Annotated in this window: 18 protein-coding genes and 1 pseudogene; 9 read left to right on the forward strand and 10 right to left on the reverse strand. The window is 71.8% G+C overall.

Annotation, left to right across the window (positions count from 1 at the left end; all coding sequences use genetic code 11):
• Nucleotides 1-59: 59 nt before the first annotated feature.
• From AS857_RS30060 to mce, 6 genes are all read right to left on the reverse strand, one after another.
• Nucleotides 60-959: a hypothetical protein gene (locus tag AS857_RS30060; RefSeq protein ID WP_063804382.1), complete on the reverse strand. Its 900-nt coding sequence runs from the start codon at nucleotides 957-959 to the stop codon at nucleotides 60-62.
• A gap of 133 nt (nucleotides 960-1092) precedes the next feature.
• Complete coding sequence (locus tag AS857_RS30065) at nucleotides 1093-1860, reverse strand: ABC transporter permease (RefSeq protein WP_058046314.1); 768 nt, start codon at nucleotides 1858-1860, stop codon at nucleotides 1093-1095.
• 2 nt (nucleotides 1861-1862) lie between these two features.
• A complete protein-coding gene (locus tag AS857_RS30070) occupies nucleotides 1863-2864 on the reverse strand; it encodes an ATP-binding cassette domain-containing protein (protein WP_058046315.1) in 1002 nt (333 codons plus the stop codon).
• A 157-nt stretch (nucleotides 2865-3021) separates the two neighbouring features.
• Nucleotides 3022-3960, reverse strand: coding sequence for a coiled-coil domain-containing protein (locus AS857_RS30075; RefSeq protein ID WP_058046316.1), 939 nt, complete (start codon nucleotides 3958-3960; stop codon nucleotides 3022-3024).
• A 114-nt stretch (nucleotides 3961-4074) separates the two neighbouring features.
• The gene (locus AS857_RS30080; RefSeq protein ID WP_058046317.1) at nucleotides 4075-6819 is read right to left on the reverse strand and encodes a hypothetical protein; all 2745 of its coding nucleotides are present in this window, start codon (nucleotides 6817-6819) and stop codon (nucleotides 4075-4077) included.
• A gap of 181 nt (nucleotides 6820-7000) precedes the next feature.
• Nucleotides 7001-7441: a methylmalonyl-CoA epimerase gene (mce, locus tag AS857_RS30085; protein WP_058046318.1), complete on the reverse strand. Its 441-nt coding sequence runs from the start codon at nucleotides 7439-7441 to the stop codon at nucleotides 7001-7003.
• Nucleotides 7442-7634: 193 nt separating this feature from the next.
• Here mce and AS857_RS30090 point away from each other — a divergent pair, with 193 nt between their 5' ends.
• The 3 genes from AS857_RS30090 to AS857_RS30100 all read left to right on the forward strand — a co-directional run bounded on the left by AS857_RS30090 (nucleotide 7635) and on the right by AS857_RS30100 (nucleotide 11816).
• Nucleotides 7635-8810 carry an acetyl-CoA C-acetyltransferase gene (locus tag AS857_RS30090; protein WP_058047162.1) on the forward strand — a complete coding sequence of 392 codons (1176 nt, stop codon included), beginning with the start codon at nucleotides 7635-7637 and terminating at the stop codon, nucleotides 8808-8810.
• 37 nt (nucleotides 8811-8847) lie between these two features.
• Nucleotides 8848-9819: a methylmalonyl Co-A mutase-associated GTPase MeaB gene (meaB, locus tag AS857_RS30095; RefSeq protein WP_173864822.1), complete on the forward strand. Its 972-nt coding sequence runs from the start codon at nucleotides 8848-8850 to the stop codon at nucleotides 9817-9819.
• Between the two features lie 62 nt (nucleotides 9820-9881).
• Nucleotides 9882-11816, forward strand: a complete 1935-nt coding sequence (locus AS857_RS30100; protein ID WP_079110725.1) for a transglycosylase domain-containing protein — start codon at nucleotides 9882-9884, stop codon at nucleotides 11814-11816.
• Between the two features lie 55 nt (nucleotides 11817-11871).
• On the opposite strand, the gene AS857_RS30105 is transcribed toward AS857_RS30100, so the two are convergent.
• The 4 genes from AS857_RS30105 to AS857_RS30120 form a co-directional block, all read right to left on the reverse strand.
• Nucleotides 11872-12348: a MarR family winged helix-turn-helix transcriptional regulator gene (locus AS857_RS30105; protein WP_058046320.1), complete on the reverse strand. Its 477-nt coding sequence runs from the start codon at nucleotides 12346-12348 to the stop codon at nucleotides 11872-11874.
• 99 nt (nucleotides 12349-12447) lie between these two features.
• Entirely contained in the window at nucleotides 12448-13221 is a 774-nt protein-coding gene (locus AS857_RS30110) for an AIM24 family protein (protein ID WP_058046321.1), read from the reverse strand.
• Nucleotides 13218-13868 carry an AIM24 family protein gene (locus tag AS857_RS30115; RefSeq protein WP_058046322.1) on the reverse strand — a complete coding sequence of 217 codons (651 nt, stop codon included), beginning with the start codon at nucleotides 13866-13868 and terminating at the stop codon, nucleotides 13218-13220. The genes AS857_RS30110 and AS857_RS30115 overlap by 4 nt, the downstream gene beginning before the upstream one ends.
• Nucleotides 13868-14506, reverse strand: a complete 639-nt coding sequence (locus AS857_RS30120) for an AIM24 family protein (protein ID WP_058046323.1) — start codon at nucleotides 14504-14506, stop codon at nucleotides 13868-13870. The genes AS857_RS30115 and AS857_RS30120 overlap by 1 nt, the downstream gene beginning before the upstream one ends.
• A gap of 172 nt (nucleotides 14507-14678) precedes the next feature.
• Between AS857_RS30120 and AS857_RS30125 the strand changes: the two genes are divergently transcribed.
• The 6 genes and pseudogenes from AS857_RS30125 (at nucleotide 14679) to AS857_RS30150 (ending at nucleotide 17308) form a co-directional block, all read left to right on the forward strand.
• Complete coding sequence (locus tag AS857_RS30125; RefSeq protein WP_058046324.1) at nucleotides 14679-15023, forward strand: DUF3817 domain-containing protein; 345 nt, start codon at nucleotides 14679-14681, stop codon at nucleotides 15021-15023.
• Nucleotides 15020-15316: an MTH1187 family thiamine-binding protein gene (locus tag AS857_RS30130; protein ID WP_058046325.1), complete on the forward strand. Its 297-nt coding sequence runs from the start codon at nucleotides 15020-15022 to the stop codon at nucleotides 15314-15316. The genes AS857_RS30125 and AS857_RS30130 overlap by 4 nt, the downstream gene beginning before the upstream one ends.
• 241 nt (nucleotides 15317-15557) lie before the next feature.
• Nucleotides 15558-15963 (forward strand): annotated as a pseudogene (locus AS857_RS30135) (MFS transporter); the annotation flags it as partial.
• A 31-nt stretch (nucleotides 15964-15994) separates the two neighbouring features.
• On the forward strand, nucleotides 15995-16357 hold the full coding sequence (locus tag AS857_RS30140) for a hypothetical protein (RefSeq protein ID WP_058046327.1): 363 nt from the start codon (nucleotides 15995-15997) through the stop codon (nucleotides 16355-16357).
• 43 nt (nucleotides 16358-16400) lie between these two features.
• Nucleotides 16401-16922, forward strand: a complete 522-nt coding sequence (locus AS857_RS30145) for a MarR family winged helix-turn-helix transcriptional regulator (protein ID WP_058047164.1) — start codon at nucleotides 16401-16403, stop codon at nucleotides 16920-16922.
• Between the two features lie 56 nt (nucleotides 16923-16978).
• Nucleotides 16979-17308, forward strand: a complete 330-nt coding sequence (locus AS857_RS30150; protein WP_058046328.1) for a DUF3817 domain-containing protein — start codon at nucleotides 16979-16981, stop codon at nucleotides 17306-17308.
• The last annotated feature ends 47 nt before the right edge of the window (nucleotides 17309-17355 follow it).

Below are 17355 nucleotides of genomic sequence, written 5' to 3' on the forward strand. Positions count from 1 at the left end.
GTAAGGCCCCGTAAGGGTTAGGAGCATAACGAGGAGCTGACGGTTCCCGTTACCCGCGATTAGCTGCGCGGGGTGGGGAGCGCCTGGTGAGGGCGGTCGCCGGGCTGATCGCCGGGACGGCCGCCGGCCTGGTCCCCGACCCGGCCCTCGCCCAGGGACAGGCCTTCGGGGAGCACCCAGCCCTCCCTCCGGAAGACCGCCCGCCCCTCGGCCCGTACCGCCTCGTCCGCCCGCGCCCGGGTGACCCAGTCCTCCGGGCCCGGCCCGAGCAGCTCGCGCAGGGCCTGTGAGGCGGCCAGCAGCGCGCTCAGCAGGCCGCCCTGGTCGCCGCCGCCCGCGCGGGGCCCGCCGCCGCCCGGGTCGGCCAGGACGCCGTGCAGGCTCACGTAGAGATGCGCGCCGCCGAGCCGGTGTCCCGAGGGCAGCGCCATCGGGAAGTCCCCGCCCGGCACCCACACCCGCCGGTAGTTGAATTCGGTCTCGTCGACGACGGCCAGCTGCGCGTCGTCCAGCCAGCCGGCCACGAGCGTGCGCCGGGCCGCCGGGTCCGCGTAGGGCGCCGCGGCCACGTAGCCGTGGCGCCCGATGTGCGCGGAGCATCCGACGCCGATGCCGTGCACCTCCACGGGTGCCATCGGCACCGTGGCCCCCGCGCCGCGCCGCGTGAGCTTGTGGTGCAGCTGGGCGGGGGAGGCGTTGGACCCCACGGCGAGCACGGGGTGCCGCGACCGGACGCGCGCCGCGCTCATCCGGTCGAGGAAGGCGTCGAGGCCCGGCTCCGCGCCTCCCATCCCCGTCACCACCCGCCACTCGCCCGGCGGCCCCGGATCCGGCCGCAGCGGCAGCAGCTCGCCGCCCGTCAGCAGGGCCGGCTCCCCGACCGGGCGCCCGGGATACGTCAGCGGCAGCTCGGCGGGGGCACCGTCGAGCCCGAGGGCCCGCAGACTCCGATCGGCCAAGGCAGCTCCTCGTTCACGGATTCCCCGTCCACGGAATGGAACGGACTACGTCGCGCGCCCTGGAGAGAACTGCCCGCCGCCACGGCGATCCACCCCCGCGGCGAGGGCCCGGTGTGATCCGCCGGCAAAGGCGCTACGCGTCGCGCCGCTTCAGCACGACGTACCCGCCGGCCAGCGCCGCCGCCACCCACAGCACCATGATCGTGAAGCCGCCCCACGGCCCGTACGGGGCGTCGTCGACCGACACCACCTGCATGACCTTGTGGCCCGCCTGGTCGGGGAGGTACTGCCCGACCTTCTTCGTCGCCTCCACCGCGCCCAGAATGCTGGAGATGATGAAGAAGAACGGCATCAGAATGCCGAGCGAGAGCATCGGGCTGCGCAGCATCGCCGCGATCCCCATCGAGAACACCGCGATCAGCGTCATATAGAGGCCGCCGCCGATCACCGCCCGCAGGACTCCCGCATCGCCGATCGAGGTCCGGTGACTGCCGAGCATCGACTGGCCGACGAAGAAGGAGACAAAGCTGGTCAGCATCGCGATGACGAACGCGATCAGCGTGGCCACGGCGATCTTGCTGAAGAGGAACGTGCCCCGCTGCGGAACCGCCGCCAGTGAAGTGCGGATCATTCCGGTGCTGTATTCATTGGACACCACCAGCACCCCGAAAACGATCATGGCGAGCTGGCCGAGTCCCATTCCCGCGAAACTCGTAAAGGTCGGGTCGAAATTCACCCGCTCCTGCACCGGCATACGCTCGAAGTTACTGCTGGAGAAGGCACTGATCAGCGCGCCGAGCGCAACGGTGACCACCAGCGCGAGACCGAGCGTCCACACCGTGGAGCGGACGGATTTGATCTTCGTCCATTCCGATTGCAGGACCTGCCCCACCACCGCCATCGTCAGGATCCCTTCTTCCGCCAGTCGGCTCCCCACCCGCCGCCGGGCGGCACCGCGCCCCCGCCCGGCGGAGCGCCTGCGCCCGCATCCGCGGCCGGCGCGCTGTGCGCGTGGTACTCCACCGACTCGGCGGTCAGCTGCATGAAGGCCTCTTCCAGGGACGCCTGCTGGGGGCTCAGCTCGTGCAGGACGAGCTGGTGCCGCGCGGCGAGCTCGCCCAGCCGGGCCGCCTCCGTGCCGTCGACCTCCAGGTGGCCGTCCTGCGTGGTCACGGCCGTGATCCCGGCACCGGCCAGCACGTCCAGCAGCCGCTCGGTCTCGGGGGAGCGCAGCCGTACGTACGAGCGCGAGTTACGGGCGATGAAGTCCGCCATCGAGGTGTCGGCGAGCAGCCGGCCCTGGCCGATGACGATCAGGTGCTCGGCGGTCAGCGCCATCTCGCTCATCAGGTGCGAGGAGACGAAGACCGTACGCCCCTGGGAGGCGAGGTTCTTCATCAGATTGCGGATCCAGTGGATGCCCTCGGGGTCGAGGCCGTTGACGGGCTCGTCGAACATCAGGATCTGCGGGTCGCCGAGCAGCGCGGCGGCGATGCCCAGGCGCTGCCCCATGCCGAGCGAGAAGCCCTTGGAGCGCTTTCCGGCCACCGAGGCCAGGCCGACCGTGTCCAGAACCTCACGGACGCGGGAGCGCGCGATGCCGTTGCTCTGCGCCAGGCACAGCAGGTGGTTGTAGGCGCTGCGGCCACCGTGCATGGCCTTGGCGTCCAGCAGGGCGCCGACGGTCCGCAGCGGGTCCTTCAGCTGCCGGTAGTGCTGCCCGTCGATGAGGACCGTGCCGGCGGTGGGGCTGTCCAGGTCGAGCATCATCCGCATCGTCGTGGACTTGCCCGCGCCGTTGGGGCCCAGGAAGCCGGTGACGATCCCGGGGCGGACGGTGCAGGTGAGGCCGTCGACGGCGAGCTTGTCGCCGTAGCGCTTGGTCAGGCCCTGCAGCTCGATCATTCAGTCACGGTAAGGGGGGCCGGCATGCCCCGCCAGCGGTAGCGGGCCGTCCGGGGGAGCGGCCCGGGGCGCCCGGGAGGGCGACCGCTGCCCCGTGCGCCCGCACAGGCGGCGCACAGGGCAGGACGGGAGTCCCGGAAGGTCAGCGGCCCTGGGCTCAGCGGCTCTGCTGGGCGGGGACGCCGCGGGAGATCGGCTCGTCGTCGCCGGGGACGCCGGCCGCGGCGACGGCGGCGCCGGTCAGCGTGGCCAGCATCTCGCGGACGTTGGTCAGCTGGGCGTTGATGCTGTCGCGGCGGTTGGTGAGCGCGGCGAGCTCGCGCTCGGACTCGCTGCGGATGCGGTCCGCCTTGGCGTTGGCGTCGGCCACGATGTCCTCGGCCTGGCGCTGGGCGGTCTCCACCGTCTGGCGGGCGCGGCGCTCGGCGTCCGTGCGCAGCTTCTCCGCCTCCAGGCGCAGCTGCTCCGCGCGGTGCTCGATCTCCGCCAGCCGCTTCTCCGCCTTGGCCTGACGGGAGGCCAGGTCGCGCTCGGACTGCTCGCGCCGCTTGGCCAGGTTGGTCTCGAAGTCGGCGGCGGCCTGGGCCGCCTTGGCGCGGGTCTCCTCGAAGAGGGCGTCCGCCTCCTCGCGCTTGGACTGGGCGTCCTTCTGCGCCTCGGCCCGCAGCTGGGCGGAGTCGCCCTTGGCCTTCTCGACGATGCGCGCGCCCTCGTCCTCCGCCTTCGCCTTGCGGTCGGCGGCGAACGACTCGGCGTCGTTGCGCACCTGCTGGGCGGCGGACTCGGCAAGCTCGCGGTGCTGCTCGGCGGCGCGCCGCGCCTCCTCACGCAGATCCTTGGCCTCTTCCTCGGCCAGCCGAAGGATCTTCTCGACCCTCGCCCCCAGCCCCGCATAGGACGGCTCGGCGTCATTGACCTGGGCCTGAGCATTCTGCGTCTCGAGGTGCAGCTCCTCGATGCGCTTTTCCAGAGAGGTGATGCGTGCCAGTGCGCTGTCTCGGTCGGCGACGAGCTTGGTAATGCGGTCGTCCACCTGGCCGCGGTCGTATCCACGCCGCACAAGCTCGAAGCCGAAGGGGGAGGAAGTGTCACTCATGGGGTTCCTGTCATAAGAGACCGGTGAGGTGATAGAGGGAATCCTAGGGGTGCGAGCGGCGTGTCATCAGGTGAATGGTTGGCAGATCTGGAGAATGTCCCCCCGTTTGAGTGGCTACTTCTGTGACTGCTTGCCACCCGAACGAGTAGCACCGGCACCCGCCGCTGCCTTCACCCCGCCATCCTTGGCGCTTCCGGCCCCCGGGGCCTCAAAAGATTCCAACGCCTCCAACACGTCCTGGACACGGGAAATCTCGGCCTGAATGTCCTCGCGACGGCGCACCAGGACCTCCAACTCCCGCTTTCCCTCCTCGACAAGGCGCTTGGCCTCCTCCGCACCCTCGGTGCGCAGGCGCTCCGACTCCCGTACGGCGGCGGCCTTCTTCTGCTCGGCCTCCTTGAGCAGCCCCTCGACCTTCTTCACCGCGGCGATCCGCACCTTGCTGGCCTCGCTGCTCGCGTCGGACAGCAGCTTCTTCGCCTTCTCCTCGGCCTCCTCGAGCTGCTCGGTCGCGGCCGCGACGAGCTTGTCGCAGCGCTCGCCCGCCGACTGCATCGCCTCGGCGGCCTCGCGCCGCGCCCGGCCGTGCAGCTCCTCGACCTCGCCCTCGACGCGCGAGCGCAGCTCGTCGGCGCGCTCCCTTATCGCGGTGGCGTCCCCGCGCGCCTCGGCGAGCAGCGTGTCCGCGTCCGTACGGGCCTGCTCGACCAGGGCGTTGCCCTCGCCGGTGGCCTCCGTGACGATCCGCTCGGCCTCGCGGCGGGCGACGCCCACCATCGTGTCGGCCTGCTCCTCGGCGGTCGCGGCCGTGCGCAGCGCCTCCTCCTGCGCCTTGGCGATCAGGGCGTCCGCCTGCTCGCCCGCGTCGGCCAGCCGCTTGGCGGCGGCCTCACGGGCGTCGTCGACGGTCTGCTCGCCCTCGGCACGGGCCTCCGCGCGCAGCCGCTCCGCCTCCTGGACGGCGTCGGCCTTGATGCGTGCGGAGTCCGCGCGCGTGCTGTTGGCGTTCTCCTGCGCGGCGGCCAGCGCCTCGGAGGCCTCCAAGGCCATCCGCTCGGCCTCCGCCGTCGCCTCGGCGACGAGGCTGTCCGCCTGCTCGGCGGCCTCGGTGCGGCGGGCGTTCGCCGCCTCCCGGGCCTCGTCGAGGACCCGGGCGGCGTCGGTGCGCAGCCGCTCGGACTCGGCGTCCGCCTCGGCGAGCGTGCGCTCGGCCTTCCCGGCGGCCTCCGTGCGGACGGCTTCGGCGGCCTCGCGGGCCTCCTCGCTCGTACGGGCGGCCTCGCGGCGCGCGGTCTCCACCGTCTCGGCGGCCTCGGCCCGCAGCTTCTCCGCCTCGGCCGTGGCCTCGGAGATCAGCTCGTCGGCCTGCGCGGCCGCTTCCGTACGGTGCCGGCCGGCGGCCTCGCGGGCCTCGTCGACGATGCGGTCGGCCTCGCTCTGCGCCCCGGAGGTGAGCTCCTCGGCCTCGCGGATGATCCGCTCGGCCTCGGCGTGGCCCTCGGAGCGCATCCGGTTCGCGTCCTCGCGGGCCTCGGCGCGCGCCCGCGCCGCATCCTGCTCGGCCGACGCCAGGGCGTCGGACGCGTCGGTGCGCATCTGCTTGGAGCGGGCGGACGCCTCCGCCACCGTGCGCTCCGCGTCGGCCTTCGTCTTGGCGAGGAGCGCCTCGGCGGCCTCCTCGGCCTCGCGCCGGTGCTTCCCGGCGTCCTCGCGGGCCTCCGTGACCGTCCGCTCGGCCTCGGCGCGCAGCCTGGCGGCCTCCTCGGCCGCCTCCGCCTGCTGCGCCTCCGCCGACTCGCGGGCCTCCTCCAGGACGGAGCCGGCCTCGGCGACGAGCCGCTCGGCCTCCGCGGCGGCGTCCGCGCGCAGCTGCTCGGCCTCGGCCTTGAGCGCCTCGGCGTCCTTGGTGGCCTCGCTGACCAGCCGGGCGACCTCGGCCCGGGCGGTGCGGGTGCGCTGCTCGTTCTCCGACTCGGCGCCCGACAGGCGGCGCTCGGCGCTCTCCTTCGCCTCGGCGACCAGCTTCTCGGCCTCGGCGCGCGCCTCGCGCAGCGACGAGTCGGCCTCCTGCAGGCGGGCCTCGGCGGTACGGGTGAGCTCGGCCGCGGCCGTACGGGCCTGGTCGCTCTCCGTACCGGCGGACGCGCGCAGCCGCTCGGCGTGGTCGGTGGCCTCCTGCGCCTGCGCGGACGCGGCGGTCAGCAGCCGCTCGGCGTCCGTACGGGCACGGCGCAGCAGGGCCTCGGCCTCGGCGCGGGCCTCGTCGGCCGCGGAGCTGAGGCGGGCGCGGGCCTGCTCGGCCAGGCGCTGGGCCTCGGCGCGGGCCGTGGCCAGCGCCTGCTCGGCCTCCGCCCGGGACTCCTCCAGCAGCCGCCGGGCCTGGGACTCCGTGCGCGCACGCAGCTGCTCGGCCCAGGCCACGTTCTCGTTGACGTGCGACTCGACGGTCTGGCGGCGCTCGTTGAGCTCCTCGTCCAGGCGCTGGCGGCGCGCGACGGCCTCCGCGTGGAGCTCGGCCTCCATCCGCGCCTGGCGCTCGGCCTGCTCCTGCAGCAGACGCTGCGTCTGCGCCCGGGCCTCGCGCAGCTCGCGCTCGGCGTCCGTGCGCATCTGATCCGCCTGAATCTGGGCATTGCGGAGCAACTGCTCCGCCTGGTAACCCATGTCGGCGGTGTCGTACGCCGGGCGGTGGGCGAGATTGCGGCGCGCCTCGTGGAGCTTGGCGCGCAGCACCTCGACCTGGTAGCCGAGGTCGTCGGCGTGCTGGACCGCCTTCTCCCGCTCCTTCTTCAGCCGCTCCATCTCGGCTTCGAATTGCGAGAGGTGGTCGTCAGCCTCGTAGCGGTCGTTGCCCCGCACTGCGCGGTCCCATCCGTCCCCTGGTCGCCTTGGCGGCCGGCCCGTTCCCGCGTGTATCGGTTGGAATCCGGAGCCCGCCCTTCCGAAGAAATGGTGTCAGATCATCGGTACAGCCCGGTCCGGGCCCCCACCCCCAGGACCCCGGCCGAACCCGCACTCTACCGGCCGGGGGAGGTGAGGGTCAGTGCTCCCGGTCCGCCGGGGGCGCCGAGGTGACCAGTTCGGTCAGCACGCCGTGGCAGTCCTTGGGGTGCAGGAAGGTGATCCGCGAGCCCATGGAACCGATCCGCGGCTCGTCGTAGAGCACCCGCACGCCCTTGCCGCGGACGGCCTCGGCGTCCCCGTCCACGTCCGCCGTGCCGAAGGCGATGTGATGGACTCCCTCGCCGTTCTTCGCCAGCCACTTGCCGACCGCGGAGTCCTCCCTGGTCGGCTCCAGCAGCTGCAGGTAGGAGGCCCCTCCGTCGGAGGTCTCGTTGATTTTGAGCATGGCCTCGCGGACGCCCTGCTCCTCGTTGACCTCGGTGTGGAACACCTCGAAGCCGTACGTGGCACGGTAGAACTCGACAGTCCGGTCGAGGTCGAAGCAGGCGATCCCGATGTGGTCGATACGCGTCAGCATGGAACCAGTGCACCGCCGTACGGCTTGGTCACGCAACGTGTACGCAACGTGCTTGCGATCACACCCGCTGCCCGGTGACCCCGCGGGTACCGCTCAGTACATTGACGGAAACCACCGTTAACCTCCGCTCGAAGTCGACTCGAAGGGGCCGCGCCTCATGTCTGGTACGAACGGTTCGACCAGCACCACCTCCGTGATCGTCGCGGGCGCCCGTACGCCCATGGGCAAGCTGCTCGGCTCCCTGCGCAGCTTCTCCGCGGCCGAGCTGGGCGGCTTCGCCATCAAGGCGGCCCTCGACCGGGCCGGCATCGGCGGCGACCAGGTGCAGTACGTGATCATGGGTCAGGTGCTGCAGGCCGGCGCCGGGCAGATCCCGGCCCGCCAGGCGGCGGTCAAGGGCGGCATCCCCATGAACGTCCCCGCGCTGACCATCAACAAGGTCTGCCTCTCCGGCCTCGACGCCATCGCCCTCGCCGACCAGCTCATCCGCGCGGGCGAGTTCGACATCGTGGTGGCCGGCGGCCAGGAGTCCATGACCAACGCCCCGCACCTGCTGCCCAAGTCCCGCGAGGGCTACAAGTACGGCGCGATCGAGATGCTCGACTCGATGGACCACGACGGCCTCACCGACTCCTTCGAGTCCATCGCCATGGGCGCCTCCACCGAGAACCACAACACCCGCCTCGGCATCGGCCGCGCCGCCCAGGACGAGATCGGCGCCCGCTCCCACCAGCGCGCCGCCGCCGCCCAGAAGAACGGCATCTTCGAGGCCGAGATCACCCCGGTCGAGGTCCCGCAGCGCAAGGGCGACCCGGTGGTCTTCGCCCACGACGAGGGCGTCCGCGGCGACACCACCACCGAGGTCCTCGGCAGGCTGCGCCCGTCCTTCAGCAAGGACGGCACGATCACCGCCGGCACCTCCTCGCAGATCTCCGACGGCGCCGCCGCCGTCGTCGTGATGAGCAAGGCCAAGGCCGAGGAGCTGGGCCTGGAGTGGATCGCCGAGATCGGCGCCCACGGCAACGTCGCAGGTCCCGACAACTCCCTGCACTCCCAGCCCTCCAACGCCATCCAGCACGCGCTGCGCCGCGAGGGCCTGACCGTCGAGGACCTCGATCTCATCGAGATCAACGAGGCGTTCGCCGCCGTCCTCGTGCAGTCAATCAAGGACCTCGGCGTGTCCCCGGAAAAGGTGAACGTCAACGGCGGTGCCATCGCGCTCGGTCACCCGATCGGCATGTCCGGCGCCCGCACCGTCCTGCACCTCGCGCTGGAGCTCAAGCGGCGCGGCGGCGGCGTCGGCGCGGCGGCCCTGTGCGGCGGCGGCGGCCAGGGCGACGCCCTGATCATCCGCGTCCCCGGCAAGTGACCTCACGCTTCCCGAGGTTTCCCAGAACGGAGCACTGATGGTGGACGTCCCCGCACTGGTGGAGCAGGCCCGCGAAGGCCGGCCGCGCGCCGTGGCCCGGCTGATCTCCCTGGTGGAGGGGGCGTCCCCGCAACTGCGCGACGTCATGGCCGCCCTGGCGCCGCTGACCGGCGGCGCGTACGTCGTGGGCCTCACGGGCTCGCCCGGCGTCGGCAAGTCGACGTCGACGTCGGCGCTGGTCAGCGCCTACCGGCGGGCGGGCAAGCGGGTCGGGGTGCTGGCCGTCGACCCGTCCTCGCCGTTCTCGGGCGGCGCCCTGCTCGGCGACCGCGTACGGATGTCCGACCACGCCTCCGACCCGGGGGTGTACATCCGTTCCATGGCCACGCGCGGCCATCTGGGCGGCCTGGCCTGGGCCGCTCCGCAGGCCATCCGCGTCCTGGACGCGGCCGGCTGCGACGTGATCCTCGTCGAGACGGTCGGCGTCGGCCAGTCCGAGGTGGAGATCGCCTCCCAGGCCGACACGAGCGTGGTGCTCCTCGCCCCGGGGATGGGCGACGGCATCCAGGCCGCGAAGGCGGGCATCCTCGAGATCGGCGACGTCTACGTCGTCAACAAGGCCGACCGCGACGGCGCCGACGCCACGGCCCGCGAGCTCAACCACATGCTCGGGCTGGGCGAGGCCAGGGGCCCGGGCGACTGGCGGCCCCCGATCGTCAAGACGGTGGCCGCGCGCGGCGAGGGCACGGACGAGCTCGTCGAGGCCCTGGAGAAGCACCGGGCCTGGATGGAGGAGCGGGGCGTCCTGGCGGACCGCCGCATCGCCCGGGCCGCCCGCGAGGTCGAGACCATCGCCGTCACCGCCCTGCGCGAACGCATCGCCGACCTCCACGGCGACCGCCGCCTGACCGCCCTGGCGGAGCGCATCGTCGGCGGATCGCTGGACCCGTACGCGGCCGCGGACGAGCTGGTCGCGGGCCTGACGGAACGCGGTGCGCCCGCCTCCTGAACTGTCATGGAACGCTCATACGATTCGCCGAAACGGATCTTGGTCGGGGAACGTCTTTACGGATGTCCCCCGTTTCCGTCGAGAGCGATCAGCCCTTGAGCAAGAACCGGCAGAAGCTGCGTCCCCGCCGCCGCAGGACGGAGGAAGCGGCAGCCCGCAAGCGCTTCATCGACTACCCCCGTCGGGGCAGACGCGGCGTGCGCCGCTGGCTGCCGTCGTGGCGGCTGACGGGAGGCACCCTCCTGCTCGGCCTGGGCGGTGTGACCGGGCTGTTCGCGTGCGTCTACGCGAGTGTCGACATTCCCGACGAGAACGCCGCGGCCCGCCGGGAGGCCAACACCTACTACTGGTCGGACGGTTCGCGGCTGGCGAGCATCGGCGAGGTCAACCGCACCATCGTCCGGCTGTCCGACGTACCGGAGTCCACGCAGAACGCGGTGATAGCCGCCGAGAACGAGAGCTTCTACCGTGACCGCGGAGTGTCGTTCAAGGGCATCCTGCGGGCCTTCGCCAGCACGGCGGGGGGCGAGGAGACGCAGGGCGGCTCCACCATCACCCAGCAGTACGTGAAGAACACCTACCTCTCGCAGGAGCAGACCGCCACCCGGAAGGTCAAGGAGTTCGTCATCTCGCTGAAGGTGGACCGGACGAAGAGCAAGCAGGAGGTCCTGCAGGGCTACCTCAACACCAGCTGGTTCGGGCGCGGGGCGTACGGGATCGAGGCCGCCGCCCAGGCGTACTACGGCATCCCCGCGAAGAAGCTCGACCCGAGCCAAGGCGCCATGCTCGCCGCCCTGTTGAAGGGGGCCGAGCTCTACGACCCCTCGGTGAGCCGGAGCAACCACGCCCGGGCGGAGGACCGTTGGAAGTGGATCCTGGACCGGGAGGTGAAGACCGGCCGCATGTCCCGGGCGGAGCGCGACACTTACCGCACCTTCCCCGAACCCCGCAAACAGTCCGTGTCCACCGGGCTCGGCGGCCAGGCCGGCTATCTGGTCGACGTCGCCAACAAGGACATCAGGCAGCGGGCCATGCTCACCGAGCAGGACCTGGCCCTCGGCGGCTACCGGATCCACACCACCTTCGACAAGAGCCGCATGGAGCGGCTGAAGAAGGCCGTCGACGGCGTCCTCGCGAAGGACACCGATCCGCGGAAGCGGCCGGATTCCGACACGGACGTCCAGGCGGGGGCCGCCTCCGTACGGCCCTCGGACGGCGCCGTCCTCGCCCTCTACGGCGGGCCCGACGCCACGAAGCACTTCGCCAACAACGCCGACACCTCGGGCGTCCCGGCGGGCTCCGCCTTCAAGCCCTTCGTCCTCGCCGCCGCCCTGCAGGACGGCGTGGACCCCGGCAGCTACTACGACGACAGCGGCAAGCTCCAGGAGGCCGGGGACTCCGGCCCCGACGAGAACCACCCCACCCTCCGCCAGGCCCTGACGAGCGGGGGCAACGCGACGTACGTGCGCCTGGGGCAGGAGGTGGGCCTGAAGAAGGTGCGGGACACGGCCGTCCGGGCCGGCCTGCTCAAGAGCAGCATGGCCGAGCTGGAACAGGCCTTCCCCATCGGCACGTCCACGCCGAGTGCGATCCGCATGGCCGCGGCGTACGGCACCTTCGCCGAACGGGGCCTGCAGAACGACCCCTACTCCGTCACCAAGGTCGTCAAGGGCGGTGCGTCCGTGGGCGGCTTCGAGAGCCGGGCCAAGGCGCGGCGGGCCCTGGACAAGGACGTGGCCGACGAAGTGGCGCGCGCCCTCCGCGACCCCGGCGGGAGCTCCTGGTCGGCCGGGCGGACCGGCGACCAGGACCGCCTGAACTCGGCCTGGTTCACCGGCTGGTCCGGGAACCTCTCCACGGCCGTGACGGTGTTCCGCACGAAGCCCGAGGGCGGCCCGCTCCTGCCGATGCCGGACCTGGGCGGCGAGGAGGGTCAGCGGGGCAACGCCTTCCCGGCCCGCATCTGGGCGGACTACATGGGCACGGCCCGCCCCTGAGCGCGTGCGGCGGCGCCGGGGCGGGCCGGGCCCGGGCGCGGCTGCGGGGCGGGGCTCAGGTGCGGCCGCGCAGGGAGCGCAGGTGCTGGGCGACCGGGGCCAGGGAGGCGTAGAGGGCCTTGAGGTCCGCCTCGCCCAGCAGGTCGATGAAGTGCTCGCGCACGGAGGCCACGTGGTGCGGGGCGACCTGCCGCATCGTGTCCCAGCCGTGCTCCGTGAGGACGGCGTACAGGCCCCGGCGGTCCGACTCGCAGTTCTCGCGCCGGACCAGGCCCGCGTTCTCCATGCGGGTGATCTGGTGGGAGAGACGGCTCTTGGACTGCAGCGTGGCGGTGGCGAGGTCGCTCATCCGCATGCGGTGGTCCTCGGACTCCGAGAGGTTGACCAGGATCTCGTAGTCGTTGTTGGTGAGGCCGAACGGCTGCAGGTCCCGTTCGAGCTGGTGCATCAGCAGGCGGCTGACGTCCAGGTGGGCGCGCCAGGCGCGCTGTTCCTCTTCGCTGAGCCAGCGGGTGCCGTTCTCGGTGTCCATAGACATAGAGGAATTCTACCTAAGAAAGTTGAAAGATTAACCAGTTGTGGTGCGGAGCGTGAGGTCACACGTTCGACGTCACACTCCGCAGAGTACCGCTCACAGCCCGAAGCGGCGCTGGAGGTCTCCGAGCTGGCCCGGCATACGGGGCGTGGTTGGCTGATTCGACGGGCTTGCGTGAGGGACCCCCTCCTGCTGCGGCGTCTCACCGGTCGGGATCTCGGCCATCAGCTGCTCCGTGGACTGCAGCAGCACCGTACCGGCGCCCACGAACTCGAACTGGTGCTCCTCGCCCGAGGTGCCGCCGAGGCCCGTGAAGGCGCGCACGCCGCCGAGCACCCCCCGCAGGTACTGGTGGTCGTAGTGGTGGCAGGGGGAGGGGCAGTCGGCCCAGCCGACGAGGGCCTGGGGGTCCACCCGGACGGGTGGCTCCACGAAGACGACGGGGCCGTTGGAGGCCGCCACGAACTTGCCCGTGCCGATGAGCGTGAGGAATCCGGGGACGATCGACTGCTTGAGCGAGAGCGACGGCTGGAACGCGAGCAGATTGCCCGACCGCACCGTCAGATTGCCCTCCTCCAGGTCGTAGGAGTTGACGTCGAAGCTGCGGTCCGCGAGCAGCATCTTGCCCTTGCCCTCGGCGACCACCCAGTCCGCGGCGTGCAGCGGCGAGTGGAAGCTGTGGGCGATGAGACGGTCGAGGCGGCCGTGCCCGATGCCGTGGAAGTCGATGTTCCCGTAGTAGGCGATCATCTTCCCCTTCTGCAGGAACCACTGCCCGTCGAGGTCCACGCTGAAGGCGTACGGGTTGACGTTGTCGTCGGCCGGCAGGGTGTGCGCGTCGAAGACGACCGGACCGTTGGCAGTGCTCACAGCTTCTCCTCCGACGCCTGTACGTAGACCGTGCCCTCGCCGGACAGCTCCAGCTGGAATGCCTCCCCGGAGCCGCGCCCCACCATCTCGCGCCAGCCGATGGCGGTGGAGAGCTTGCTGCGGACCTCGCCGCGGTGGGCGACGTAGGCCTGCGGGTCCACGTGGACGGCCCGCTGGTGGCGGATCGGCAGCTCGATGACGCCGCCGTGGGCCATCACGGCGACCGCGCCGTGGCCCTTGAGGGTCGTGGTGAACAGGCCCTGGCCGGTGACCTGGCCGCGGACCATGCCCATGACGCCGCCCTGCGAGCCCATGAACATCGTGCCCTGCCGCAGGGTGCCGTCGAAGGCGAGCAGCCGGTCGGCCTCGACGTAGAGGGTCTCGCCCGACAGTTCGATCACCTGCACGTGGTGGCCGCCGTGGCCGAACATCACCGTGCCGCTGCCCTCCACGGTCATCAGCGGGGTGGCCTCGTTGGCGACGCGGCGGCCGATCATGCCCATCACGCCGCCCTGGCCGCCGGTGATGCTGGGGGTGAAGGAGACGTCGCCCTTGTAGGCGAGCATGGCGCCGCGCTGGCTGAAGAGGCGCTGGCCGGGGGCGATCTGCGCCTCGACCATGCGGGAGTTCAGGGTCCGGAACGGCATCAGACGTCGCCTCCCACGGTGGTGCGCTCGCTCGGCTGCACGTAGACCAGGCCCTCGCCCTCGAAGCGGATCTGGAACGCCTCGCCGGAGCCCTCGCCGATGAACGTGCGGAAGTTGACGCCGGACTGGAAGTGCTGCTTGAGCTTGCCGGTGTGGGCGATGTACGCGCCCGGGTCGACCTGCAGGGGCGTGGACGGGGTCACGCGCAGCACGACGGCCGTGCCGTCGGACATGATCGCCGCCTGTCCCGTGCCCTCGACGGTCGTGGTGAACAGGCCGTTGCCCTGGGAGGCGCCGCGCAGGCCGGTGAAGGTGGTGCCGGTGCGCAGGCCCGCGTCGGCCGCGAGGAGGTTGCTCGCCTCGACGTGGAGCGTCTCGCCGCGCAGGGAGACGAGGTTGATCTCGGTCGCCCGGTCGGCGAAATAGCAGGTGCCGTGTCCTTTCACCTCCATCACTTCCATCTGCTCGCCGGTGAGCCGGCGGGTGACCATGCCGCGCAGGCCGTCCCCGCCACCGGTCATCTTCTTGAAGTTCATGTCGCCCTCGTACGCGATCATCGAGCCGTTCTTGGCCTTGACCGCGTCGCCCGCCAGGTCGACGGCGAGGACTTTGCTCCCCTGGAGCCGAAACTGTGCCACGGGACGACGCTAGCGGGCGGACTCGCCGGTCGACAGGGCCTTGGTCCCGGAATGACCCCGGATCCAGGCATCCGGGACGAGGCTGCAACAATGGACGAGCTTGTGAATGCCATCACAAGCTGTAGTCGTCCCGCCACTGTCCAGCCACTGACTCACGAAGGTGCGTACCCCCGTGGACATCAAGACCGCCTCCGCCCTGCGCCGGCTCCGCCTGGTCTCCGCTCCGGAGGCCGTTTCCTTCCTGCTGCTGCTCGTCTGCTCCGTGCTCAAGCGCATGACGGACTTCAACGCCGTACCGGTGATGGGTGCCGTCCACGGCGTCCTCTTCATCATCTACGTGATCTTCTGGCTGGACGCCTGGAACAAGACCAAGTGGTCCCTGAAGACCGCCGCCCTCTACTTCGTCCTCTCCGTCCTGCCGACGGGCGGCTTCTTCGCCGACCGCATGCTGCGCCGCGAGGCCGAGGCGAGCCTGATCGCCGCCCGCGCCCGCAAGGAGGGCGTGGTCAACGCATGATCGTCGCCTTCTCGGTGTCGCCGCTGGGCGTCGGCGAGGACGTCGGCGAGTACGTGGCGGACGCGGTGCGCGTGGTGCGCGAGTCGGGCCTGCCGAACCGTACGGACGCGATGTTCACGTCGGTCGAGGGCGAGTGGGACGAGGTCATGGACGTCGTCAAACGAGCCGTCGCAGCGGTCGAGGCCCGCGCGGGCCGGGTCTCCCTCGTCCTGAAGGCGGACATCCGCCCGGGCGTGACGAACGGCCTGACGTCGAAGGTGGAAACGGTCGAGCGGTACCTCTCCGAGGGCTGACCCCGGCTGACGGAAACGGCCCGGTCCGGGAGCGCACATGCGCTCCCGGACCGGGCCGTTCGCCGTTGTGGGGGCGCGTCATCCGCCGGTGCCGGAGGCCGCGCCCGTCAGGGAGGCGAGGAGGGCCGCGCGGTTGGTGCCGAGGAGGCGGACGAGCGCGTGCGCGCCCCCCCCGTGCCGGGCCCGGCCCACAGGCCGCCTATCCCGCGCGCCGGGTAGACGACCGTCGCCTGCCACGGGGGGTTCGATCGCCGGCGAGGTGCTGGCCGGGTCGCTGCTGGGCCCGCGGGACCGCGAACGCGTCACGCTGCCCGCGGCGTCCGTGCTCCTGTTGCCCTTCCTGCTCTACGCGGTGAGGCCCTCCCTCGGCTGGGCGCTGGGCGCTGGGCGCCGTGGCCCTGGCCGGTCTGGGCGCGGCGTACACGCTCGGACTCGACCAGTGGTTCGTCGCCGCGGTGCCCGAGGAGCTGCGCGGACGGGCGATGACCCTGCAGACGGCGGGGACGATGACCATCCAGGGGCTGGGCATGGCGCTGGCCGGGGCGGCGGCCGAGTACGCGCCCGTCCACTGGGTCGTGGTGGGCGCCGGGGCGATCGGCACCCTGGTGGTCGGGGGCGCCGTGCGGCTTGTCGTAGGCTCGGCGTGATCCACGGTCAAGATCTGCAGGGGGAGTTGCGATGCTCGACGTGTTCACCGGCGGGACGAAGAAGTCCGGCGCCGACTTCGAGGTGGTGGTGCTGCGCGACACGCAGGCGGTCGCCGTGGCGATACGCGAGGCGCTGGCCGTGGCCGGCGCCGAGGAACGGCCCGGGCTGGAGCGGGCGGCCGCGCTGATCGCCGAGCACGCGGCCCGCCCGGAGCGCGAGGTGCGGGCCGAGTGGGTGCGCGGCATCCTCGCCGAGGCGGGTGTCGACGCGCGTAGCCAGGAGCTGCACGCGATCAAGGCGCTGCGCAAGGCCGAGCGGGGCCTGAGCCTGGCGACGGCGGTGCGGCTGGTGCGCGAGGCCGCGACGGTGCCGGCGGATCCGTCCGGGATCTGAGATACGCCCGACCGGGATATGACCGAACTGTAGGCTCGTGACCGTGCCCAAGCCGCTCAGCCTCCCCTTCGACCCCATCGCCCGAGCCGATGAGCTCTGGAAGCAGCGCTGGGGCTCCGTGCCGTCGATGGCCGCGATCACTTCGATCATGCGCGCCCATCAGATCCTGCTGGGCCAGGTCGACGCGGTCGTCAAACCGTACGGGCTGACGTTCGCGCGCTACGAGGCGCTGGTGCTGCTCACGTTCAGCAAGGCCGGTGAGCTGCCGATGTCGAAGATCGGCGAGCGGCTGATGGTGCACCCCACGTCGGTCACCAACACCGTGGACCGGCTGGTCGCCTCCGGCCTCGTCGCCAAGCGCCCCAACCCCAAGGACGGGCGCGGCACGCTCGCGTCGATCACGGAGAAGGGCCGGGAGGCGGTGGACGGCGCCACGCGCGACCTGATGGCGATGGACTTCGGCCTCGGCGCCTACGGGGCGGACGAGTGCGGCGACATCTTCACGATGCTGCGGCCCCTGCGGGTGGCCGCGGGTGATTTCGCGGAGCCCGGCGAAGAGGAGTAGCGCGGCCGGGCGGGGCGGCGAAGATCGCCCCGGAACGGGCGGTTACGCTCGTTGCCATGAAGAAGAGCGTCCTGACCCGATACCGCGTGATGGCCTACGCCACCGCCGTGATGCTGCTGGTCCTCTGCGCCAGCATGGTCCTCAAGTACGGCTTCGACACAGGCGCGAACGCGACGCTGGTGATCTCCCAGATCCACGGCGTGCTCTTCATCGTCTACCTGATCTTCGCCTTCGACCTCGGCTCCAAGGCCCGCTGGAAGTTCGGCAAGCTGCTGTGGGTGCTGGTCTCCGGCACCATTCCGACGGCCGCGTTCTTCGTCGAGCGCAAGGTCGTCCGCGAGGTCGAGCCGCTGATCGCGGACGCCCCGGTCCGGGCCACCGCCTGACGGCACCGCCGCCCGTACCCTCCCCGTCGCCCCGCGACACCCCGCCC

The organism is Streptomyces roseifaciens (genome assembly GCF_001445655.1).
Taxonomy (GTDB): Bacteria; Actinomycetota; Actinomycetes; order Streptomycetales; family Streptomycetaceae; genus Streptomyces; species Streptomyces aureoversilis.